This is a genomic window from Demequina sediminicola (assembly GCF_000975055.1).
Lineage (GTDB): Bacteria > Actinomycetota > Actinomycetes > Actinomycetales > Demequinaceae > Demequina > Demequina sediminicola.
In genome coordinates, this window is sequence record NZ_BBRB01000001.1 from 480,109 (window position 1) to 503,177 (window position 23,069).

17 protein-coding genes and 1 tRNA gene are annotated in these 23,069 nt (G+C 63.9%); 11 read left to right on the forward strand and 7 right to left on the reverse strand.

Going from position 1 to position 23,069, the window contains the following annotated elements:
* Positions 1 to 119 precede the first annotated feature (119 nt).
* On the forward strand, positions 120 to 2,336 hold the full coding sequence (gene nrdD / locus AOP79_RS02285) for an anaerobic ribonucleoside-triphosphate reductase (RefSeq protein WP_082093283.1): 2,217 nt from the start codon (positions 120 to 122) through the stop codon (positions 2,334 to 2,336).
* A 2-nt stretch (positions 2,337 to 2,338) separates the two neighbouring features.
* On the forward strand, positions 2,339 to 2,920 hold the full coding sequence (gene nrdG, locus AOP79_RS02290; protein ID WP_062070032.1) for an anaerobic ribonucleoside-triphosphate reductase activating protein: 582 nt from the start codon (positions 2,339 to 2,341) through the stop codon (positions 2,918 to 2,920).
* On the opposite strand, the gene AOP79_RS02295 is transcribed toward nrdG, so the two are convergent.
* Positions 2,884 to 4,062: a GmrSD restriction endonuclease domain-containing protein gene (locus tag AOP79_RS02295; protein WP_062070034.1), complete on the reverse strand. Its 1,179-nt coding sequence runs from the start codon at positions 4,060 to 4,062 to the stop codon at positions 2,884 to 2,886. The genes nrdG and AOP79_RS02295 overlap by 37 nt on opposite strands.
* Positions 4,063 to 4,408: 346 nt before the next feature.
* A tRNA-Tyr gene (locus AOP79_RS02300) sits at positions 4,409 to 4,490 on the reverse strand.
* A 135-nt stretch (positions 4,491 to 4,625) separates the two neighbouring features.
* Here AOP79_RS02300 and AOP79_RS02305 point away from each other — a divergent pair.
* Both AOP79_RS02305 and AOP79_RS02310 read left to right on the forward strand, forming a co-directional pair.
* A complete protein-coding gene (locus tag AOP79_RS02305; protein WP_062070036.1) occupies positions 4,626 to 5,117 on the forward strand; it encodes a YajQ family cyclic di-GMP-binding protein in 492 nt (163 codons plus the stop codon).
* Positions 5,117 to 5,890 (forward strand): YwiC-like family protein, encoded by a 774-nt coding sequence (locus tag AOP79_RS02310; protein ID WP_082093284.1) that lies wholly within the window; start codon positions 5,117 to 5,119, stop codon positions 5,888 to 5,890. The genes AOP79_RS02305 and AOP79_RS02310 overlap by 1 nt, the downstream gene beginning before the upstream one ends.
* Positions 5,891 to 5,897: 7 nt before the next feature.
* On the opposite strand, the gene AOP79_RS02315 is transcribed toward AOP79_RS02310, so the two are convergent.
* On the reverse strand, positions 5,898 to 7,625 hold the full coding sequence (locus tag AOP79_RS02315; protein ID WP_062070040.1) for a thiamine pyrophosphate-dependent enzyme: 1,728 nt from the start codon (positions 7,623 to 7,625) through the stop codon (positions 5,898 to 5,900).
* Between the two features lie 186 nt (positions 7,626 to 7,811).
* On the opposite strand from AOP79_RS02315, the gene AOP79_RS02320 reads away from it, so the two are divergent.
* Positions 7,812 to 10,424, forward strand: a complete 2,613-nt coding sequence (locus AOP79_RS02320) for a helix-turn-helix transcriptional regulator (RefSeq protein ID WP_062070042.1) — start codon at positions 7,812 to 7,814, stop codon at positions 10,422 to 10,424.
* Positions 10,425 to 10,835: 411 nt separating this feature from the next.
* On the opposite strand, the gene htpX is transcribed toward AOP79_RS02320, so the two are convergent.
* The 4 genes from htpX to AOP79_RS02340 all read right to left on the reverse strand — a co-directional run bounded on the left by htpX (position 10,836) and on the right by AOP79_RS02340 (position 16,059).
* Positions 10,836 to 11,711, reverse strand: coding sequence for a zinc metalloprotease HtpX (htpX, locus tag AOP79_RS02325; protein WP_439644663.1), 876 nt, complete (start codon positions 11,709 to 11,711; stop codon positions 10,836 to 10,838).
* A 218-nt stretch (positions 11,712 to 11,929) separates the two neighbouring features.
* Positions 11,930 to 13,309 carry an FAD-dependent oxidoreductase gene (locus tag AOP79_RS02330; RefSeq protein WP_062070045.1) on the reverse strand — a complete coding sequence of 460 codons (1,380 nt, stop codon included), beginning with the start codon at positions 13,307 to 13,309 and terminating at the stop codon, positions 11,930 to 11,932.
* Between the two features lie 114 nt (positions 13,310 to 13,423).
* Positions 13,424 to 14,044, reverse strand: coding sequence for a DUF4125 family protein (locus tag AOP79_RS02335; protein ID WP_062070046.1), 621 nt, complete (start codon positions 14,042 to 14,044; stop codon positions 13,424 to 13,426).
* A 23-nt stretch (positions 14,045 to 14,067) separates the two neighbouring features.
* A complete protein-coding gene (locus tag AOP79_RS02340) occupies positions 14,068 to 16,059 on the reverse strand; it encodes a DUF4037 domain-containing protein (RefSeq protein ID WP_062070048.1) in 1,992 nt (663 codons plus the stop codon).
* Between the two features lie 403 nt (positions 16,060 to 16,462).
* On the opposite strand from AOP79_RS02340, the gene AOP79_RS02345 reads away from it, so the two are divergent.
* From AOP79_RS02345 to AOP79_RS02370, 6 genes are read left to right on the forward strand one after another with little or no spacing between them, the layout of a single operon-like run.
* Positions 16,463 to 18,154, forward strand: coding sequence for a nitrite/sulfite reductase (locus AOP79_RS02345; protein ID WP_062071015.1), 1,692 nt, complete (start codon positions 16,463 to 16,465; stop codon positions 18,152 to 18,154).
* On the forward strand, positions 18,151 to 18,885 hold the full coding sequence (locus tag AOP79_RS02350) for a phosphoadenylyl-sulfate reductase (protein ID WP_082093285.1): 735 nt from the start codon (positions 18,151 to 18,153) through the stop codon (positions 18,883 to 18,885). Before AOP79_RS02345 ends, AOP79_RS02350 begins: the two co-directional genes overlap by 4 nt.
* Positions 18,886 to 18,907: 22 nt before the next feature.
* Positions 18,908 to 19,825, forward strand: a complete 918-nt coding sequence (gene cysD, locus AOP79_RS02355; RefSeq protein ID WP_062070050.1) for a sulfate adenylyltransferase subunit CysD — start codon at positions 18,908 to 18,910, stop codon at positions 19,823 to 19,825.
* Positions 19,825 to 21,264, forward strand: coding sequence for a sulfate adenylyltransferase subunit 1 (locus tag AOP79_RS02360; protein WP_062070052.1), 1,440 nt, complete (start codon positions 19,825 to 19,827; stop codon positions 21,262 to 21,264). The genes cysD and AOP79_RS02360 overlap by 1 nt, the downstream gene beginning before the upstream one ends.
* Positions 21,264 to 22,067 (forward strand): ABC transporter ATP-binding protein, encoded by an 804-nt coding sequence (locus tag AOP79_RS02365; RefSeq protein WP_062070054.1) that lies wholly within the window; start codon positions 21,264 to 21,266, stop codon positions 22,065 to 22,067. Before AOP79_RS02360 ends, AOP79_RS02365 begins: the two co-directional genes overlap by 1 nt.
* Positions 22,054 to 22,896 (forward strand): ABC transporter permease, encoded by an 843-nt coding sequence (locus AOP79_RS02370; RefSeq protein ID WP_062070056.1) that lies wholly within the window; start codon positions 22,054 to 22,056, stop codon positions 22,894 to 22,896. Before AOP79_RS02365 ends, AOP79_RS02370 begins: the two co-directional genes overlap by 14 nt.
* The last annotated feature ends 173 nt before the right edge of the window (positions 22,897 to 23,069 follow it).

Genomic DNA, 23,069 nt, shown 5'->3' on the forward strand with positions numbered 1-23,069 from the left:
ACGGCAACTACATCTAGTGTCGATTCCAGCCGGAACCACTAGATGTAGTAGTCGCTCGTGCGAGAGCGACCTCGGCATCGGCTCCCGGCAACGACGCCAGCACAGCCGGAGGGGACCCCATGAGCATCACCGACATCGACACCACCACACCCACGTCCGCGACACTCGACTCCACGCCCACAGGCGACGTTCTCCAAGTCGTCAAACGCGATGGACGTGTCCTCGACTTCGAACCCGCACGCATCACGGAAGCGCTCCGCAGAGCTTTCTCCGCCGTTCACGGTGAGGCAGCCGCGGCAGACCACCACGGCATCGGCCCTCTCACCGCCCGTATTGTCTCCGAGCTCAAAGCAAGCCACTCCGGGGCAGTCAAGATCTACGAGATCCAGTCCACCGTCGAGCACGAACTCCTCGAAGCCGGCGAATACGACGTCGCACGCACCTACATCGACTACCGCGTCCAGCGCGACTTTGCCCGCGCAAAAGCCACCGACCTCAACCACACCATCACGACCCTGCTCGACAAAGACTCCGCCGTCGTCAACGAAAACGCCAACAAGGACGCCGACGTCTTCAACACCCAGCGCGACCTCACCGCCGGAATGGTCGGCAAAGCCATCGGACTGCGCCTGCTACCCCCACACGTCGCCAACGCCCACACCAAAGGCGACATCCACTTTCACGACCTGGACTACCAGCCGTACTCCCCCATGACCAACTGCTGCCTCATCGACGTGCCCGAAATGCTCTCGCACGGCTTCCGCATGGGCAACGCAGAAATCGAGCCACCAAGGTCAATCCAAACCGCGACCGCGCAAATCTCGCAGATCATCGCCAACGTGTCCTCCAGCCAATACGGCGGCTGCACCGTCAACCGCATCGACGAAGTGCTCGCGCCCTATGCGCAACTGAACTACGACAAGCACCTCGACGAGGCTCGCGAATGGATCCGCGACACAGACACCCACGAGGACTACGCCCGCGAGCGGACCATCAAGGACATCTACGATGCGATGCAGTCCCTCGAATACGAGATCAACACGCTCTTCACCTCGAACGGCCAAACGCCCTTCACGTCCGTAGGTTTTGGGCTCGGCACCACATGGCTCGAACGCGAAGTGCAACGAGCCATCCTCGCCATACGCCGACGCGGTCTCGGCAAAGAAGGCCGCACCGCCATCTTCCCCAAGCTGCTCTTCACCCTGCGCCGGGGCGTCAACCTCACCCCAGAAGACCCGAACTACGACATCAAAGAACTTGCAGTCCAGTGCGCCACCGAACGTATGTACCCCGACGTGCTCAACTACGACCGCATCGTCGAACTCACCGGATCCTTCAAGGCCCCCATGGGCTGCCGCTCCTTCCTCCAAGGATGGACCGACCCTGACGGCAACGACGTGGTCAACGGGCGCATGAACCTCGGCGTCGTGACCTTGAATCTGCCTCGCATTGCCCTCGAATCCGACGGCTCACTCGACACGTTCTGGACACTCTTTGACCAGCGCCTCGAAACCATCCACGACGCCCTCAAATTCCGCATCGAACGATGCAAGGAAGCAGTACCAGCGAACGCACCAATCCTCTACGTCCACGGCGCCTTCGGCCGACGCCTCGCAGTAGAAGACAACGTCGACGACCTCTTCCGCGACGGCCGCGCCACCATCTCCATGGGATACATCGGGCTGTACGAAGTGGCCGCCGCGTTCTATGGCGGCGCCTGGGAAGACAACCCAGAAGCCAAGGACCTGACACTGACCGTCTTGCGCCGCATGGCAGAAGCAGCAGCCGCATGGAAGGCGGAATCCGGCTACCACTACTCGGTGTACTCCACACCATCGGAGTCACTGACCGACAGGTTCTGCCGCCTCGACCGCGAGCGCTTTGGCGCCGTCCCAGACATCACCGACAAGGATTACTACACGAACTCGTTCCACTACGACGTGCGCAAGAACCCCACGCCCTTCGAGAAGCTCGACTTCGAAGCGCCGTACCCGCAATATGCCGCCGGGGGCTTCATCCACTACGTCGAATACCCCGTGCTCCGCACCAACCCCAAAGCCCTCGAAGCCGTGTGGGACTACGCGTACGACCGCATCGGCTACCTAGGCACCAACACACCCATCGACCGCTGCTACGCCTGCGGATTCACCGGCGACTTTGACCCCACCGCGCGAGGCTTCGCATGCCCCTCCTGCGGCAACGACGATCCGCGCACATGCGACGTGGTGAAGCGCACCTGTGGATACCTGGGCAACCCGCAACAACGGCCGATGGTTCACGGGCGCCACGAAGAGATCTCGGCACGTGTGAAGCACCTGCCCAACGCTGCGGACTAGCCATGGGCCTCGACCCCATCCCGCGCCTGTGGAAGGCAGAAAAGGTCTCGCACTCCTACGTTGCGGACTACAAGCCGTTTAGCTTTGTGGACGGCGAGGGCGTGCGGTGTTCCCTCTACGTCTCTGGCTGCCTGTTCAAATGTGTGGGCTGCTACAACGAGGCCGCCTGGTCCTTCAAACTCGGCCAACCATTCACGACCGAACTAGAAGACCGCATCATGGAAGACCTGGCACACCCCGCCGTACAGGGTCTCTCACTCCTGGGCGGGGAACCATTCCTCAACACCCAAGTGGCGCTCTCCGTAGTGCGGCGCATGCGCGCAGAGTTTGGCCGCGAGCGCGACCTGTGGGCATGGACCGGCTACACGTACGAGGAACTCCTCGAGGACTCCGATGACAAACTCGAACTCCTCAGCGAGCTCGACGTCCTCATCGACGGGCGCTACGAGGACGAGTTGCGTGACCTCTCGCTAGCGTTCCGCGGCTCCACCAACCAGCGAGTCCTGGATGCGCGCGCCTCCTGGGCGGCCAAAGAGCCTGTGCTGCACTACTCGCAGACGGTCCCGTCGCCGTCACGGTCCTGATAGAACTCGTATTCGGGGTCAATGCCCTTCACATAGGGGCCCTTGCCGGCGGGAACTTTGTAACAGGCCCCGTAGTCAGGATCGACATCGCCGGAAGGGGTGTTCGGCTCGCTCTTGCCGGTCTCGGCAGTCTCTTTGGGAGCAGGCTTCGCCGCCGGTTCCTCGATGTCTACATCAATCGTGGCACCCGCGTCAGGCAACGGCTCGTCGGGGCAGGTCTCTAACACGCGCGTCATGGCGCCGTGCTCGGTGGAGGTGACCCAGAGTGCATATTTGGTCTTGATGGCAACCTGGCGGGCCACGTACTGACAGTGGAACTCGCTGTGCGGTGGCAGCCACTCAGAGGCGTCGTCATCGCCCTTCGAACGGTTCTCCCCCGCGTCCACAGGTTCGAGGTTAAGCGGGTCGTTGGCGAACGCCACACGGGTCGAGTAATCCCACTCCGACGCACCCGTCACCCACGCCGCCGACAACGCCACCAGGTGATCAATATCAACCTCCGAAGCACCGCCACGTTCAAACCAAATCGACACCCCCGTAAACGGGTCTGCAAGCCTGCCGGAGAGCACGGTGCACGAGCCGTTCATGTCACGCTCCTCGAGACGCACAATCAGCATGTCGTTGCGCGTATCGCAGCCGTTGCGATCAACATCCACCCAGCCGTTGCCGAAGGCCTCGCGCTCATAGGGGGTAGTGGCCTGTTCCGGCTTGATGTCGAGTGCCGCCAGGGCCGCGGCGGCAGTTCCAGCAGCAAGCGTCTCCGTGGGGCTCGGGGTTGGCGTGGGGGTAGGAGTGGGAGTAGGGGTTGGCGTGGGGGTAGGAGTGGGAGCCGAGGTGCTGGCGCTGGGTGTGGGTGATGTGGACGCTTGCGCGGCAACGTGCTCGGAATCGGCGCTACCGCCGGCGGCCCCGATCCCAATGAAGATCAGCACAACGAGCGCCGTTACACCCAGTTTCACGATCACACGAGGTCCCCGTCGCATCCACAGCAACACCACCCCGGGGATGAGACACAGCATGAATCCGATGACGATGACGGGCCATGTGGTGAACCATCGGCGAGTAGCGCCGTCGGTCTCAAGAGACGTTGTTTCGGGGCCCGTGACGTGTGGTCCGGGCGCGGCGTTGCCGCTGTTCGTCATTGCGCTCCCTCAGCGTGGTCACGCTCCCTCAGCGTGCGACTTGACCGCACTCTATGGGAGCACCCCATGCAAGTTCACGCTCGTGTGACAAAGCCCGCACTACGACCGAACACTGGCACTCAGCGACCCGTACCGTCCCTGACTTGTGCGCGACGGGCCCGACCAAGGACGCAGCGTGGCGACGCGGGTGGCGCGGCCTTCGAAGGTCAGGGACGGTACACCGGCAGCGATCCACGCAGGGACGGCGGGACGGTAACGCCCCACGCGTCCGCCGGTGAGTGATCGAGGGCGCCTATGCACGGGGAATGCGAAAGGCCCGGCACTGGGCCGGGCCTTTCGCGTTGTGTGGCAGGTGAGGGATTCGAACCCCCGAAGTCAGTGACGGCTGATTTACAGTCAGCTCCCTTTGGCCGCTCGGGCAACCTGCCGTGCTCCTGGTTCAACTGCAACCCGGCGCGCATGGAAGGATAGCAAGTAAATAGCCCCCAGCGCGAACTCGCCTTGGCGCATGGCCACGGAGTTCGTCTTGAGGGTCCACATTCGCACGAGTGCAGGAGGACACCATGGCAGGTGACAGCAGCTTCGACGTCGTTTCCAAGATTGACCGCCAGGAGGTCGACAACGCCGTCAACCAGGCATACAAGGAGATCAATCAGCGCTACGACTTCCGTGATGTGGGCGCCTCCATTGAGCCCAGTGGCGACGCGATCCTCATGAAAGCGAACTCCGCGGAGCGCGTGAAGGCGATCCTGGATGTGCTCATCGGCAAGCTGGCAAAGCGCGGGATCTCGATGAAGTCGCTCGACTATGGCGACCCGGTGGCGTCTGGCAAGGAGTTCCGCCTTGTTGCTGACCTCAAGGAAGGCATCAACCAGGAGACGGCCAAGAAGTTGGGCAAGATCATCCGTGACGAGGGCCCAAAGTCTGTGAAGTCGCAGATTCAGGGTGATGAGTTGCGCGTCTCGTCGAAGTCCCGTGACGATCTGCAGAAGACCATCCAGCTCCTCAAGGGGGCGGACGTCGACGTTGACCTGCAGTTTGTGAACATGCGCTGATGGCTCGCTCCGCTGTTGTCAGCGGAGCTCCTGCGGAACGTCCCCGACGCAAGCGCCGCTCACTACGTTCGTGGATCCCGCCCCAGCATGGGGTGTGGGCCATGTTGCTCCTGCCATTTTTGGCGGGCCTCCGCTTCGGCACTGACTGGTGGCAGATTCCGCTCCTCGTGGGCTGGCTGACGGGCTGGCTGGCGAGCCACCATTTCTTGGTGTGGGTGAAGACCGGCCGATGGTCGCGGGTCCAACGCCAAATTCTCACCTTTGGCGCGGTATGCGCGGCGTCACTGATTCCTGTGGCGTTCGCACGTCCCGCCGTGTTGTGGTTCGTGCCGGTGTTTGCCGTGCTGGTGGGCGTCAACATTGTGCTGACTCGAATGGGCCAGGAACGTTCGACCATCAATGGGATTGCCTCGGTCACGATGGCCTCCCAGATGGCGCTCATTGTCCCCGTGACTGCGGGGCTCGAGTGGCGGGTGGGCCTTCCCCTCGCGGTGGTCACGTGGGTGTACTTGGCGGGCACGGTCGTCTATGTGAAGTCCATGATTCGCGAGCATGGATCCGTCGTGCACTATCGAGTCTCGGTGGGCTATCACGCCGTCGCCGTGGCGGGCTGCACCATCTGGCAACCGTGGTTGGCGATCCCGTTCGGTCTGCTGCTGGTCCGAGCGGTGTGGCTACCGCGGCGCGCCCGCATGAAGGCACCCGTCATTGGCGCCATAGAGACGGTCCTTGCGCTCGTGGTACTCGCGACCGAACTCCTGATGCCACTGTGAGTTGCGGTTAGCGGCTCTCCACGGCTTCCGTGACCTTGGCCACCGCATACCCCCATGCCTGCGACACCTTGGGATGGGGCGGCACAGCAACTTCGTTGGGGTTGGTGACGACGTCAAGCACTACAGGTCCGTCTTGTGCGAACGCCCATTCCAGGGCGCCGTCGAGGTCGTCGGCATCCTCGACGCGGCGGCTGTGGAGCCCCAGCGCGGCTGCAACAGCTGCGAAGTCAGGGTTGTCCAAGGTGGTGCCGTAGGACGCGATCCCACCCTCTTGCTGTTCGAGTTGCACCATCCCCAGCGAAGCGTTGTCGAACACCACGACGACCACGGGGAGGCGATAGCTCACTGCGGTCCTCAGGTCACCAAGCAGCATCATGAGCCCACCGTCACCCGACAGCGACACCACTGGGCGCTCGCGGTCCAATGCCTGAGCACCCAAGGCTTGTGGCATCGCGTTGGCCATGGAACCGAGGTTGAAGGAACCCAGGAGTTCGCGCTCTCCCCGCATCTCGATGAAGCGCGCCGCCCAGGTGGTGGACATTCCCGTGTCTGACGTGAAGATCGTGTTGTCGGGTGCGTGACGGTCGACGGCAGCCGCGAGCACCTCAGGCCGGATGCGGTCGTCGGGGTTTTCCAGCGCGGAACGCACCTTAGCGACCACACCTGAATCCTCGTAATCGGGGTCAGCAATGTTGTCTTGCCGTTCGCGCCAGTCGTCATAGGTCGAGCGAGTCTTGTCGAGAAAGCCCGTGTCGTCATGCGCCGCGAGGCGCGGCAAGAGCTCTCGCAGTGCCTCGCCTGCATCCCCGGCGACGGCCACGTCAACACCTACCCGGCGCCCGATGTGGGTGGCGGCTTGGTCGATTTGAATGACCGTGGCATCGGCCGGATAGAAGTCGCGGTACGGGAAATCCGTGCCGACCATCAGCAGGACATCGCAGTCCTTGAGGGCATCTGCCGCTGCGGGGTTTCCGAGGAGTCCAGCCTGCCCCACGTTGAAGCGGTTGTCTCCATCGAAGCCGGTCTTTCCTTTGAGCGTCACGACCATGGGTGCGGCCAGACGTTCAGCGACGGCGAGGGCATCGTTCCGGCTGTGCTCCGCTCCGCGGCCCACCAGCATCGTCACTTTCTTGGCATTGTCGAGGGCCGATGCCGCAGCAGCGAGCGCTTCCTCGCTGGGTTGCGTAGCGGCAGGCTCGGCGGCGAACGCGGCAGGTCGCGTTCCCTTGGGAAGTTCAAGTTCTCCGACGTTGCCAGGCACCGTGAGTACCGCCACACCGCGTTGGGCGTAGGCCGCGTTCACGCCTTGCACGAGCATCTGGGGCAACTGATCCGGGGACGTGAGGGTCTGATTCCATACGGCGACGTCGTCGAAGACTCGGTCGTTGTGCACTTCTTGGAAGTAGTCAGTGCCAATCTCTTCGGTGGGGACCTGCCCGCAGATCGCGAGCACGGGCGCATGAGACTTCTTTGCGTCGTACAAGCCGTTGATGAGATGGAGCGACCCAGGTCCCACAGTGCCCATGACCACCCCAATGCGGCCAGTCAATTGGGCCTGCGCCGCTGCGGCAAAAGCACCCACCTCCTCGTGACGGACACCGACCCACTCAACCCGGTCCTCGGTACGAATGGAATCAGTGAACGGGTTGAGGGCGTCCCCGACCACTCCCCAGATCTGCGTGACACCGTGATCTGCGAGGGCATCGATGACGTGCCGTGCAACTGTTGTACTCATGCGGGATCTCCTCTCGTGGCGAATTTCACCTACCTGGTGAACGGGCTGGCTGGGCTACAGATTCCATGCGCAAGCGTGGAGCATCCCGGACGCTTACCTCGGCCGCGGGGGATCGCCTGTGCCAGGATGGAAGGGTCCGATGCACGAAGGGGTCACTACCAGGCCAGACAACGGTAAAGGTCGCCGATGAGTTCGCTGACGCCACAACGCGAGGCACTTGCCGAATCGGTGAGCGCGTCCGCAGAGTCGACACTCATCATCGCCCCTCCCACGCACGGCGTCACCACATGGCTCTCCGCTGTGTCCGCACGGCTGGACCCCACGCCATGGTGCATCGATGTTCACCCTGACGATCCACCCCGCGCGGCGTGGGCGCGGCTCCTGGGACGCCGCTCAGAAGACCTGCGTGCCGCCGCCCCGGACGCCCGCGCATTGCTCGCGAGTTTCACGCGCGGCGACAGCCACGAGCCGGAAGCCGTCGCCGAAGCATTGTGTCGTGTTCTGGCAAGCGACAGCAGCCGTGTGCCATGGATGATCGACTGCCTCAGCGACCTCGACACGGACTCGCAGGCGGTCGCAGTGGCAGTCGCCGCCAATCCCAACGGACCCCGCGTCATCGCCTCGTCCCACCACCCCGTCGACCACTGGCCAGGCACTCAGGTCGACCTCCCGGACGTGCCAGCATCGGACCTGCGCGCACTGCTCGTCGATACCTACGGATTCGCACCCCAAGTGGCAGAGACCATCGCTCTCACCAGCAATGGCAACCCAAGCGTCGCACTCGGATGCGCCACGCTTCTCACCACCTCCCAGCGGCGCGGTACGGACCTGCTACCCATCCCGCTACCGATGACCGACGCCCACCTGCAGGCCGTGCGGCGGGACATCGACACCACCAGCTCGGACGCCCCCGACCCGGACAGCTACCACCAGCGCGGACGGCAAGCCGTGCAAGCGTGCTTCGCTTTCCCCACGGCTGGCGCGGCAGGTGCGGAACTTGTCGGAGCATCGGCCGTCTGGACTGACCACGCACTCATCGAAATAGCTGATCCCGAGACTCGCCGCCGCTGGCATGCAGAACTTGACGTTGACGACTCCCCCACCTCCTTGATGCATCGCGCAGCGGCAAGCATCGCGGCCGACAGCGACCTCGCAGACCACCTCAGCGCCGCCTCCCGCGACGCACTCGCCCACCAAGACACCATGACTGCAGAACGGCTCCTCGTTGCAGCCACCGGACTCACCAGTACAGGGCCAACACGGTGGGCACGGCTACGCGAACTCGCGGTTCTCGCGGGGCTCGCCGGAAGGCCCGGCGGTGTTGACCGCTGGCTCGCACTACGGCAACACGAATCAGGCGTCAGCGACCCAGTTCTCAGCGCAGGCGCATCGGTCAAACTGGCGCTTTCCCCTGAACAGCGAGACGAACTTCGCCTCGTACGCGATGACGTCACCGCCACTGCGCCAGAACGCGCCGCCGCAGCGGTCAACTGCGTCGTCATCGGCATCACGGGATGCATGCCAGGAATTGTTGAAGACACGGACGCCATGGAGCGCTTGGCAGTGACGCTGGTGGACTCAGGAGCAGTCGCCGCAGACAGCCCACAACTGAGGTTCTTGACCGCCTGTGTTCGATATGCCCGCTTCCTCGCGGGCGGCGACCTTCACCAGGGTCCCCTCGTTCACGCGTCCGCCCCGGCCATCATTGCGCTCATGAACGCATCCCAGTCGGTTCCCGATGTCAGAAGCGTCGACTCTGCCCCCACGCGCGCCGCCATGCATTGGGGCATCGCGGCACTAGCAGACGAGCAATGGGACGATGCCGAGAAGTTGCTACGGCTCGCGGCCGAGGTGGAGGGCAAGAACGGTTGGCACGGGCTACGTCTCAGCACCACCGGATGGCTCGCCGAAACACTCTGGCGGCGCGGCGAATGGGAAGAGAGCGAGAGCGTAGTGCGCGACGCCCTCACCCAGTTCCAACTCGAGAATGAGCGATCCGTCGTCCTGCGCATCGTTGCGGAAAGAGCCGGCGCGCTCCGAGAGGACCGGGCTGACCCCTCGGCCGGCCACGACGACTCCCCAAGTTTGTGGTCTGCACTACGTCAACACGGGCTCGGAATGGCCGCTGCCAGCCACCTCCGGTTCGACGACGCGACAGTACACCTGTGGCGCGCACACGCACTCATGAACGACACTGTCACCCACGACGGACTGATCTGGTGGCGCCCTGAGCTCATCGAAGCCCTTGCCTACGCCGGTCAGATCGACGCCGCGCAGGACCTCACCAAGTCCTACTCGGACCGAGCATCGGCCTTCCCTCCGCCCCCGTCCGGCTTTGCTCTGGCATGGCAACGTGCCTGCGCAGCGTGTCATCCCAACCAGCGCAGCGTCCGCGCGCTCACGCAAGCCATCGACGAACACCGCTCCCAAGCATCGGCCTTCTGCGTAGCCCGCACAGAACTTGCGCTCAGCTACCTCCAACGTGCCGAGGACCCCGACGCCGCCCGCGCCCTCGCCACGCAAGCCGCAACGGTCTTCGACCAACTCGGCGCCACAGGTTTCGCCCACCAGGCCCACGTCCTAGCCCAAGAAGCCATCACCGACTGGGGCGTCGCACAGCGCGCACTCACCCACAAAGGTAAAGACGTGGTGTGTCATGTCGCCAACGGGCTCACCAACCGAGAGATCTCGCGGACGTTGCGGCTCTCAGAAAAGACAGTCGAGTTTCACATTTCAAAGGCGTACCGCACTCTTGGGGTGAACCGCCGGACCGAGATTGCCGCCATCGCCCGACCATGACGCGGGCAATGACGCCGACCATGACGGACGTGCGGTAGTCGCCTCCGACCCGTCTCGTGCGCCGGTCACCAGCCAATCGATGTCAGGCCATGCAGTTCGCCACGATGGCCCCACGGGTGGAGCCCCATCGTCGCGATACCGCACATGACATCGCCCTCAGCGGCAGGTACCGCTTGTGCACGAGACGAGTGGGCGACTACCGCCGACGGGTAGCGAAGCAGACGCGCCACGTCGCAACGCAGCGCCCCTCCGCTTCTTGTCCGCTCCGCTCCTGTTCGTCACACGTACAACAGTGGCCCCGTGGTGGACGCACTTCAACGAGGACTTTCCCTAGTCACCATCACATTCGCATTGCGCCGGCGCTGGAGCGGCCCCGTCCCTGGTGGGCACCACCACGCCCGCCTCGACTGCCTAGAAGTACTGCCCGTTCTGACGCGCCATCTCTTCGAGCCGGCCGATGCGCTGATCCATGGGCGGGTGGGTCGCGAACAGGTTTGCCATGCCTTCAGGCTTGAACGGGTTCGCGATCATCATGTGTGACACGTTTTCCAGCTTGGGGTCGGCCGGTAGCGGACGTGACGCCACTCCGCTCTCGAGTTTGCGCAGGGCCGATGCGAGGGCCAACGGGTCACCCGTCAGCGAAGCCCCGTCTTCATCGGCGTCGTATTCGCGGGTGCGGGAAATCGCCATCCGGATCAGGGTTGCCGCGATGGGCGCAAGGAACAGCATGGCCAGCATCGCGAAGGGGCCAAACGGATTGTCACGGTTGTTTCCGCCGCCGCCAAAAAAGAACAGCATCTGGGCGAGCGCGGTGATCATTCCCGCAAAAGCAGCGGCAACGGAGCCGATGAGAATGTCGCGGTTGTAGACGTGCATGAGTTCGTGGCCAAGCACCCCACGGAGTTCCCGCTCGTCGAGGAGCCGCAAGATTCCCTCGGTACAACACACGGCCGCGTTCTTGGGGTTGCGCCCGGTTGCGAATGCGTTGGGAGCTTGGGTCGGGGAGACATAGAGCCGGGGCATCGGCTGGTTTGCTTCGGCTGACAGTTCGCGGACGATGCGATACATCTGCGGGTGTTCGACCTCGGTGACGGGGCGCGCTTGCATGGCGCGGATCGCGAGTTTGTCGGAATTCCAGTAGCCGTAGAACGTACCGAAAACTCCAAAGAGCGCAAACGCCCAGAGGTACTTTCCGCCACCTACAAAGGAGCCAATACCTAAGAGCACCATCCACATCAACACGAACAGACCCATGGTCTTAACGCCGTTGAAGTACTTGCCTGCCACCAGTGCCCTCCGTGTCGCTATGTGCCTAGAAAGAACGCGCGGTGAGGCGCGCGCGTTCCCCACCTATTTTCGCTGAAGGAATGCACCCCAAGAACACCTCGTGTCCCCGACCACCGGGATGCAAAAAACCGGCAGACGCTTCCTAGTGGAAGTTTCTGCCGGTTTTGCGCCCGCTTAACAGCGAAATGGAGCCATTTGGCGGGGAAAGAAGGGTGGGGTTAGGCGTCGCGCTTGAGAGCGATATCGATCATCTCGTCGCGCGGGACAATCTTGAGTCGTTCGCGGCCGTCTGCTTCACCGAGGGCACGCTCGTGAGCGTCGAGAACTTCCCAGTCATTCCACTCAATGACATCGACGCCGCGCTCCTTGAGCAGGTGCATCACGTTGTCAGGGCTGCGCTGCTCGGCACCCGCAGAGGAGTTCTCGTACAGCGCGTCAGCGTCCTCGACGATGTTCGCGATGGTCTCCTGGGCATCGGACTTGGTGTGGCCGATGAGGCCCACAGGTCCACGCTTGATCCATCCCGTGGTGTACATGCCGTGAACCTGGTTGCCATCGGCGTCCATGACGCGGCCACCCTCGTTGTTGATGGTGCCCTTGGCGTCGTTGAAAGGCAGGCCGTCAATCGGAGTGCCGTAGTAGCCCACCGCGCGGTACACGGCCTGAACCGGGTAGTCGATGAACTCACCGGAGCCCTTGACTGTGCCATCACCGTTGAACTCGGTGCGCTCGACACGCACGCCAGTGACCTTGCCGTCTTCACCCAGGACCTCGTGAGGCGACTGCATGAAGTGCAGGTGGATGCGGCGCGATGCCGTGCCTGGCTCACGAAGCGCGTAGTCCGTCAGGGTCTTGACGACCTGCTTCTGCTGCTTGTTGGTCTCGGCGACCTCCATTGAAGCTTCGTCGAACTCGTAGTCCGTCTCGGGGTACACGACGATGTCTACGTCAGGCACGTGGCCGAGTTCGCGCAGCTCGAGGGGAGAAAACTTCACCTGTGCGGGTCCGCGGCGACCAAACACGTGGACGTCGGTCACGGGAGAGGTCTCAAGGATCTCCATGACGTTTGCCGGAATCTCGGTCGACGCTAGATCCTTGGGGTGCTTGGCCAGGATGCGCGCCACGTCAAGGGCCACGTTGCCGACGCCGAAGATGGCGATCTCCTTGGCTTCGAGCGGCCAGGTGCGAGGCACGTCAGGGTGGCCATCAAACCAGGACACAAAGTCTGCAGCGCCGTACGATCCATCGAGCTCGATGCCTGGAATGTTGAGGTCGGCGTCCTCGAACGAACCGGTGGCGAAGATGACAGCGTCGTAGTGCTCGCGCAGGTCATCGAGGGTCAGGTCGGTGCCGATGTTGACGTTGGCGAGCAGGCGGATGTCACCGCGTCCCAGCACGTTCGCGAGCGCCACGATGATCTGCTTGATGCGCGGGTGGTCCGGCGCAACTCCGTAACGTACCAGGCCAAACGGTGCAGGCAGGCGCTCGATGATGTCGATCGACACGTCGATGTCGGACTTGGTCAAAATGTCGCTGGCGTAGGTTCCGGCAGGCCCGGCTCCTACGACGGCAACACGCAATGGGCGTTCCGTAGTCACGGCGAATCACAATCCTTGGGGGATGGGGATGGCGAGCCAGGGACGCTCCCGGTCGCAATGGCCACGATTATAGACACCCTCGTCAAGCAGAATTCGCCGTTGTCTCAGGTATCGCTAGTTGGACTGGTCCGATTCGGCATCATCGAGTGACTGATATCCGGCCAGTCCCACCGTGATGGAGACTGTCTGAGCGGTCAGATTTGAGCCCCGTGCCAGGCAGTCGTCGATCATTGCGGCGTAGAGCTCGAGCGTCGCGGACGAGTACGTGCCAAGTTCCCCGCGCAGATAGGTTTCGAACGACGTGTCGTCGAGCGTGTCATCCGCGGTGTGCAGGAGCCTCATGTTGGCTCCGAGCCGCGGATACTCGTGATGGAAGTCCTGAGCCCACTGCACCTGTGTGGCGATGATGCGCTCTTGGGCGGCAATGCGCTCCTCACTCAATGTGGGCAGATGCGGTTCGATCTCGGAGGCATAGCGTTCCGGCTCTGTGGACGCCATCATGCGCGCGTACTTCTCGGTGAGCAGGTTGCGTCCGGAATCGTCGGCGGCATCCAGGTCCGCGGCGTAGGAGTGCAGCAGTTCCGCGGGCCAGGTGAGGAACTGCCCGAGGCGCTGAGAATGAAACGTGGGCCAATCGTCTTGGCAGTAGGCGCGACCGCCCTCGGAGTTCACCTGATCGAACTGAGTGAACTCGTGTTTCACGATCGCCTCGGCAGCGTCCAGCTTTGCCACCATCGCCGCCCGATCCATGGCGCCGCTCACTGTTGCCTCAACCAAGCATCGTTGATTCGCAATTGGATCTCCTCGCGGTGGTGTTCCAGGAACGTGCTGTCGGAACCCGACAGCCCTTGGGTACGCAACTCCTCGGCGAACGTGGCACACACGGCATCGACGCGTTCGACCAACGCCGCGCGCGATTCCGGATCGTGGGCGAGACCGCCGCTCAACTCCATGATGGCGCCCAGGTCATCGACGATGCCGCCTAGACGCGCCAACGGGCGTCGCGTCAGTTCGCGCAGTGCCGCGGCCCGCCACTTGTAGTACGGCAGGTACCCCACTTGGGCGGGACGGTTGAGCAGGTAGACCAACGACGACGCCGCGGAGACAAACTCACTCACGCTCATCCAGGCTGCTTGCGGATCGTCACGCTCGAGCATCCGTGGCACGTTGTATTGGCCCGCCTGGGACACCATGCCGGCGCGGCGCGAAATGTGGGCGAGCCACACGTCGCGCGGCATCCTCTGGAAACCAGAGCGAGCAGCACCAAACGCACCGTGCGGGTCGGCAAAAACCTCGCCGTTGGTCGCGGCGGCGAGCGTGGACTCTTCAAGCGTGAGCCACAGGTGGGGTTCGTCGGCGTGAGGGGCCTCGCGTAAGCCGGTGATGGACTCAAAGAAGTCCCCGATCTCAAACACTCCCGAGCGTTGCTGCCCGTGTGCCGCAAGCGCGGGCCGCACTCGGTAGCCAAGGAACTCTTGCGGCAGGGATTCGTAGTCCGCCTGCAGATCAGAACCGATCAGCATGTAGTCCTCAGCGGTGAGCCACAGGCAGAACCCCACACCAAAGTCGTGGTCAGCACTCAGGGCATCATCAAACCCGTAACACTCAGAGCCATGCCCCACCAGCCCCGCCGCGATGCGTCCCACGTGCGAGGGATAGCGCTCTTCGAGCATCGGCTTGCCGTGCGCTTCCCAGTAGCGGCGGGCAAGTTCAAGGCCAGGGGTATGGACGGCCGATGCCGACACGGGTGCCGTGCCGTGGCTCGTGTGAGGGGTGGCGGCAGCAGCGCGTTCGGCTTCTGGGGGAGACAACGGGCTCGTAGAGGTACCGCGCGGCGGGGCGGACGATGCTGGTGAACGCTGCGTGGGCGGTTGTGAGGTGGCCCGTGGACCCGAACCATTCGCGCCTAGCGCGTCACGGATGGCGGTGGCCTCAGTGAGGTTCGCGGCCGTCACGCGGTAGGCCTCGGAGTCCTCGCCATAGGTGCGGTGCACCATGTCACGGGCCCGCTGTAGATCACGCACGGCACTCTCGGCGTCCCCCTGGCGTAACGCCATGGATGCGCGCGCAGCGATCACCGCGGCAAAGCGCGGATCATCCTCGGCATCGGCCGCCTCGAAAATTTCAAGCGCCACATCCGCGTGGGTCAGCGCAGCCTCAGCGTCACCGGCAGCCTCGCACGCATGCGCCAAGTTGGTGCGGGTGATCGCGATATCGAGGTCACGGTGAGGATCATCTGCGGCCTCCTGAAGGACTGCGAGCGCCTTCTCCTGTTCCACCACAGCGGCGGCGAGTTCACCATCGTCCGCAAGCGCGAGCGACACGTTGTTGTGGAGCGCCGCAACGCGCCGGTCACTCGGACCAAAAACCCGCTGCCCAACCGCGAGGGCCGAGCGATACGTCTCGCGAGCATCGGCCGTATGCCCTGCGGCGCGTTGTGCGGTCGCCATGTTGATCAACGTCGTGGCCTCCGCCTCAGAGCCCTCCAGCTCCAGCGCATCGATGAGACCCAGCGCTGCCCGGCCGGCCGCGAGCGCCTCGTCGTGCGCGCCAATCGACCGGTAAAAACCTGCCGCCTCGTTGTGCAACGTCAGCAGAGCGGGCCGGTCTCCAAGGGCCTGGGCACGCGTCACTCCGGACTCAATGTGCGCACGCGCCACATCCGGCCCAGCATCAGTGGCGAATATCCGGTCAAGGCGCTGCAAAAACTCTGCGACGGCAAAGTGCGCGTCGTCCACCTCACTGCTCACCCAGGGGCCTCCAAGTCGTGGTCACGCTTCGGTCGCCACCGTGACACTCCATTATCAAGTCTACGAAAGATCGGGGCTAGTCAGTGGTTCCTGAATGTGGCACAATCACAGCCATGTCCCAGCACTTTGCAATGCGCGCTTTCATGATGTGCCGTTGCTGCTGTGCCATGTGTCTGCAGGCCTAGTCGCCCGCGGATACGCAAAGTAACCCTGGGCGCTCGGCCTACGAGCGCGAACCAGACACGCTCTCGTGGCCTTGCTTCCACTGATCAGTAAAGAACCATCAGCGAAGAACAAGAGTCGAGGAGTCTCGGTGACCAACACCGATGCCGCTAGTCAAGGCACCACCGCCGCACAGACGGAAGCTGAAGAGCGCCGCCGTCACCGCGAAGAAGCCCGCAAGATCCGTACCCGTGAGGCTGCTGCGCGCAAGAACACGGCCTCCAAAGACGGTCAGTGGGCTGCGGGCGACCGCACCCCGTTGAACCCCAACGAGGAGATGAAGTCCACCGGTGACCCTCTCCTGGTGCGCGAGCGCATCGAGTCGATGTACTCCAAGTGGGGCTTCTGGTCGATCCCTCCGGGCGACCTACGCGGCCGCTTCCGCTGGTGGGGCCTCTACACCCAGCGCCGCCAAGGCATCGACGGCGGTAAGACCGCGATTCTTGAGCCGCACCAGCTCGACGACGAATACTTCATGCTGCGCATCCGCTCCGACGGCGGACAACTCTCCGCAGCACAGGCGCGCGAGATCGGCGCATTGTCCGAGGAGTTTGGCCGCGACACCGCCGACGTCTCCGACCGCCAAAACATCCAGCTGCACTGGATTGCTATCGAGAACGTCCCCGAGATCTTCCGCCGCGTCGAAGAAGTAGGCCTCCTGTGCACCGAGGCTTGCGGCGACGTCCCCCGCGTCATCCTCGGCTCCCCCGTGGCCGGCGTCTCTGACGACGAGCTGATTGACCCCACGCCGCAGATGCGCGAAATCATGGACAAGTACATCGGCTCTCCCGAGTTCTCGAACCTGCCGCGCAAGTTCAAGACCGCGTTCACCGGGCAGCCGATCCCCGACATCCTGCACGAGGTTCAAGACATCGCCTTTTGCGCCGTCGAGCACCCCGAACTCGGCATCGGCTACGACCTGTGGGTGGGTGGCGGTCTCTCCGTCAACCCGTTCCTCGGCAAACGCCTTGGCGTCTTCGTCAAGCCCGAGCAGGCCGCCGAAGTGTGGGCAGGCGTCGCAGGAATCTTCCGTGACCACGGCTACCGCCGCCTACGCACCCGTGCCCGCCTGAAGTTCCTCCTCAAGGCATGGGGCCCAGAAAAGTTCCTCCAGGTGCTTCAAGACGACTACCTGGGTTACGCCCTGCCCGAAGGCCCCGAGCCCAAAATTGCCAAGCCCGGTGACCGCGGCGACCACGTAGGTATTCACCAGCAAAAGGACGGCAACTACTACGTCGGCGTCGCACCCGTCGCTGGCCGCGTCTCCGGCACCAAGCTCAAGAAGATCGCGGACATCGCTGAGTCCGTCGGCTCCGACCGCATCCGCCTCACGCCGCTGCAGAAAATCCTCGTGCTCGACATCCCCGAAGACCGCGTATCCGACGTCGTCAACGGACTGCGCGCACTTGAACTCGAATCCGACCCCGGCGAGTTCCACCGCAACGTGATCGCTTGCACCGGCATCGAGTACTGCAAGCTCGCCATCGTCGAAACCAAGCAAACAGCACGCGAAGTGGTCAAGACCCTCGACGAGGTGTTCCCCGACCTCGACAACCCCATCACCGTGCACGTCAACGGCTGCCCCAACTCCTGCGCCCGCGTACAGATCGCGGACATCGGCTTCAAGGGCCAACTCGTGCTGGACGAAGAGTCTGGCGAACAAGTCCCCGGCTTCCAGGTTCACCTCGGTGGACGTCTCGGACGCGGCGAGGACAACGACTTCGGTCGCAAGATTCGCGGCCACAAAGTCACAGAGAAGGGCATGCCCGAATACGTCGAGCGTGTCACCCGCAACTACCTCGCGGACCGCAACGCGTCAGACGAAACCTTCGCTGACTGGGCGTTCCGCGCGGAAGAGGAGCTCATCAAATGACTTCCCCGCTACTGTCCGGTGCCGCCGCACTCACGCTGCTCAACCCTGCCGAGTGGACCGCTGACACCTGTGCCGACGTCAATGCGCGACTGGAGTCGGCATCGGCCGCCCACATCGCCGACTGGGCCGTAGCGACCTTTGGTGACCACCTCATTGTGGCGGCATCGATGCAGGACACGATCCTTCCGCACATGTTCGGCACGCGCCACGAAGGCGTTGACGTGCTGTTCCTCGAAACGGGCTACCACTTTGCCGAGACCATCGAGACGCGGGACGAGGCAGCACGCCGCTTCCCCATCACGATCGTCAACGCGGAATCAGAACTCAGCATCGAGCAGCAAACAGCAAAGTACGGCAAGGACCTTTTTGCCACTGACCCCAACCTGTGCTGCCAACTCCGCAAAGTCGAGCCACTCAAGCGCGCCCTCAGCGGATACGACGCCTGGGTCACCGGCGTCCGCCGAGTCGATGCCGTGACGCGCTCCGAGATGCCAGTGGTCTCGTGGGATGCCAAGCACGGCCTCGTGAAGATCAACCCCCTTGCGCTGTGGGATGACGCCGCTGTCGAGAACTACCAAAACCAGCACGACCTGCCACGTAACCCGCTCGTCGCCGCCGGCTACCCCAGCATCGGCTGCGAACCATGCACGCGTAAAGTGGCCCCCGGCGAAGACCCGCGTGCGGGCCGCTGGGCTGGACAGAACAAAACCGAGTGCGGACTCCACTCGTAAGGGATAAGGGACAACAACACACGTGAGTACTGATACCAACGCGCCCGCTCGCCTGAGCACGCTCGATTCGCTTGAGGCAGAGGGAATCCACATCATCCGCGAAGCCGTGGGCACTGCACGCAAGCCCGTGCTCCTGTTCTCTGGCGGCAAGGACTCCGTGGTGGTGCTGCACCTGGCCACCAAGGCCTTCTGGCCCGGCAAGGTGCCCTTCGAACTGTTGCACGTCGACACCGGCCACAACTTCGAGGAAGTCCTTGAGTTCCGCGACCGCACAGTAGAGAAGCTCGGTCTGCGCCTCCAAGTAGCGAAAGTCCAGGACTACATCGACGACGGCCGCCTGCGCGAACGCCCCGACGGCACCCGCAACCCCCTACAAACAGTCCCGCTGCTCGATGCCATCACCCAGCACAAGTACGACGTGGTCTTTGGTGGCGCTCGCCGCGATGAAGAAAAGGCCCGCGCCAAGGAACGCGTCGTGTCCCTGCGCGACGAGTTCGGCGCCTGGGACCCCCGCAACCAGCGCCCGGAACTGTGGAACATCTACAACCCCCGCCACCTGCCCGGCCAACACGTCCGCGTGTTCCCACTGAGCAACTGGACGGAGCTTGACGTATGGCGTTACATCGAGCGCGAAGGTATTGAACTTCCCCCGCTGTACTACGCCCACGAACGCGAAGTCTTCGCACGCGATGGCATGTGGCTCACACCGCACCACAGCGTCCGTGTCGCAGACACCGACGTCATCGAAACCCGCACCGTGCGCTACCGCACCGTCGGAGACGCATCCTGCACCGGTGCCGTCGAATCACCCGCACAGTCCATTCAAGACGTGATCGCCGAAGTGGCTTCCACGCGCATCACCGAGCGCGGAGCCACCCGTGCAGACGACCGCCTCTCCGAGGCCGCCATGGAAGACCGCAAGAAGGAGGGCTACTTTTAATGAGTACTGCACCCGAGACCACCGGCGTGACCGACGCATCGGCCATCCCCGACACGAACGTCACCTCCCTCCTGCGCTTCGCCACGGCAGGCTCCGTTGACGACGGCAAATCCACCCTCGTCGGCCGCCTTCTTCACGACACCAAGTCGATCCTCGCCGATGCCTACGAGGCCGTCGAGCGCGTATCCAAGGAACGCGGCTCCGAGGAAGTCGACCTGGCGCTCCTCACCGACGGCCTGCGCGCCGAGCGTGAACAGGGCATCACCATCGACGTGGCGTACCGCTACTTCTCGACGCCCAAGCGCACCTTCATCCTCGCTGACTGCCCCGGACACGTGCAGTACACCCGCAACACCGTGACCGGCGCCTCGACGGCCGATGCCCTGGTGGTCTTGATCGACGCCCGCTACGGAGTCGTTGAGCAGACCAAGCGACACCTCGCCGTCGCGGCACTTCTGCGAGTTCCGCACGTCATCGCAGCCGTCAACAAAATCGACCTGCTGGACTATGCGGCAGGCCCCTTCCGGTCGATTGCACAGCACGTGCAGTCCCACGCCGAATCTTTGGGTCTGCCCAACGTCATCACCGTTCCCGTGTCCGCACTCAAGGGCGACAACGTTGCCGAGCGCTCCGAGAACACCCCCTGGTATGACGGCCCCACCGTCCTCGAAGTACTCGAGACCGTGCCCTCCATCGACCAAGGTGCCGACGCCTTTGCCGCAGCACACCGTCACGGAGTGGTCCACCCCACTGCAGATGACGCCGTGGCAGAAGAGACCGGCTGGCGCCTGCCCGTCCAACTGGTGCTGCGCCCCCAGGACGCAGCCGTCTCCGAGGACTACCGCGAATACCGTGGCTATGCGGGACAGGTCGCCGAAGGCACCATCCGCGTCGGCGATGAGGTCGTCGTGCAGCCCTCCGGCAAGCGCACCACCATCGCCGGAATCGACACCGCCACCGGCACCCTCGACGAAGCCCACGCAGGACAGTCCATCGCCGTGCGATTGGCCGACGAAGTGGACATCGCGCGCGGAGACCTCCTGTCCTCCGCCAACGATGCCGTCACCGCCTCCAAGACGTTCCACGCTCACGTGGCCTGGCTCACCGACCGCCCGCTGCGAGAACGCAACCGCGTCCTCGTTCAGCACGGCGCCGCCACAGTGCAGGCAATGGTGACGTCCATCGATGGAATCCTCGACATCTCCCTCCCCGGTGGGACACTCGACACCTCCATCGCCAAGGGCAAGGAACTGCAGCTCAACGACATCGGCGTAGTGACTTTGCAACTCGCCCAGCCACTTGCCGTCGAAGACTACGGAACACACCGCCGCACCGGCGCGTTCTGCCTCGTCGACCCACAGGATGGCAACACCCTCGCCGCGGGCACTGCACGAGCCCAGGTCCCCGGCACCGAAGACGAGACCTACATCTCCATCTAATGAGCGCATCCGTCACCATCACCGACGTCGCCCAGGCGTTTCCCGGGCGTGCGAAAGCGCGCCTCGCCCTGGACGGCATCGACCTCGACATCGCCCCCGGCCAGTTCGTCTGCGTCGTGGGGCCGTCGGGGTGCGGCAAGTCCACCCTCCTGGACCTCGTCGCAGGCCACACACGGCCCGCGCGCGGCTCTGTGACGGTTGACAGTGCGCGCATCTCGGGGCCAGGACCCGACCGCGTCATGGTGTTTCAAGACCACGCGCTCTTCCCTTGGCTCTCCGTCGAAGACAACGTCGGATTCGGACTCAAGCACTCAGGCGTCCCTGAAGCCGAGCGGCGCGCCACAGTCGCCACATGGCTCGACAAAGTCGGACTGACTGATGCCGCTGCCTTGCATCCACATCAGCTCTCCGGCGGTATGCGCCAACGCGCTGCGCTCGCCCGAGCCTTCGCCATGCGGCCCAAGGTGCTCCTCATGGACGAGCCGTTCTCCGCACTCGACGCACCCTCCCGCGACCGCCTCCACGTCGAACTCCAGCAACTGTGGGCCGACACGGACACCACCATCATCTTCGTCACCCACAACGTGCGTGAAGCGATCGCTTTGGGCGACCGCGTCATCGTCCTGTCCTCAGGACCCGGCCGGATCATCGGCGATGTACCCGTGACCCTCAACCGCCCGCGCGTGGTCGAATCCGAACGCGTCGTTGCCCTCGCCCACCGCGTCCGCGGACTCCTGGACGAGGCCGATCAGCTCGGCATCACCACACCACGCGAAGGCGGGGACTCCTATGTCAGCATCTGACGTCTCCGCCACGGTCGACACCACGGCACAGGCGGTCCAAGCACGCTCCCGAGCGCCCTGGTGGAAGACCGCCGGCCCCATCGTCATCACCGGCATCGTTCTCCTGGTCTTGTGGGCAGTGTTCGCCATCTTTGCCGACGCCCTTCCCGGCCCAGCAGACACCGCTGCCGAACTAGGCCGGATGACTGCAGACGGTGAACTGTGGTCCATCTTTGGCCGCATCACCCTGTTCATGGGCACCTGCTTCGCGATTGCCGCGGTGGGAGGTGTCGCATTGGGCCTTCTGCTGGGCTCCAACTCCTTCCTTGACCGTGGGCTCTCCCCCTACCTTGCGGCCCTGCAGGGCATGCCCACCTCGATGTGGATTCCTGTGGCGGCGGTGCTCCTGGGGACGTCCCCATGGTCGCTCGCTGCGGTGGTGTCCATCGGGGCCATGCCCGCCATCATGCTGGGCACCCGCTCTGCCGTGAAGAACGTTCCCCCACTGCTGGTCCGCGCCGGCCGCACGTTCGGCGCAGACCGCGGGACATTGCTGCGCCACGTGGTGTTGCCTGCAGCACTCCCCGGGATCTTTACGGGCCTCGAACTGGGTTGGTCGATTGCGTTCCGCTGCCTCGTCGCAGGAGAGATCTTCTCCGGTGCGCTCTCCGGCACCGGCATCGGCGATGTGATTGACCGCTCCCGTGCCACCGGCGACCTCACCGAAATGATGGCCACCATCATGATCGTGCTGACATTCACCCTGCTGGTTGACCGGCTGGTGTTCGCCAAGGTTCAGCACAAGCTCCGGGTGTCCCGCGGGCTCGTCGACACCGGCCTGCCCCACTAGCTGGCCCGCCGGCCCGCCCACGCCCACACCGGCACCGCCACCCCGCTGCGCTGGCCCGCCACCCCTTCTTTGCCACCGAGATGGTGTGAAACCTGCCAAAAAACGTCCTGGCTGGCATGTTTTGCACCATTTCGCGCAGATTGGAGGGCGGGGCGGGGGGCGGAGGGCGGGGC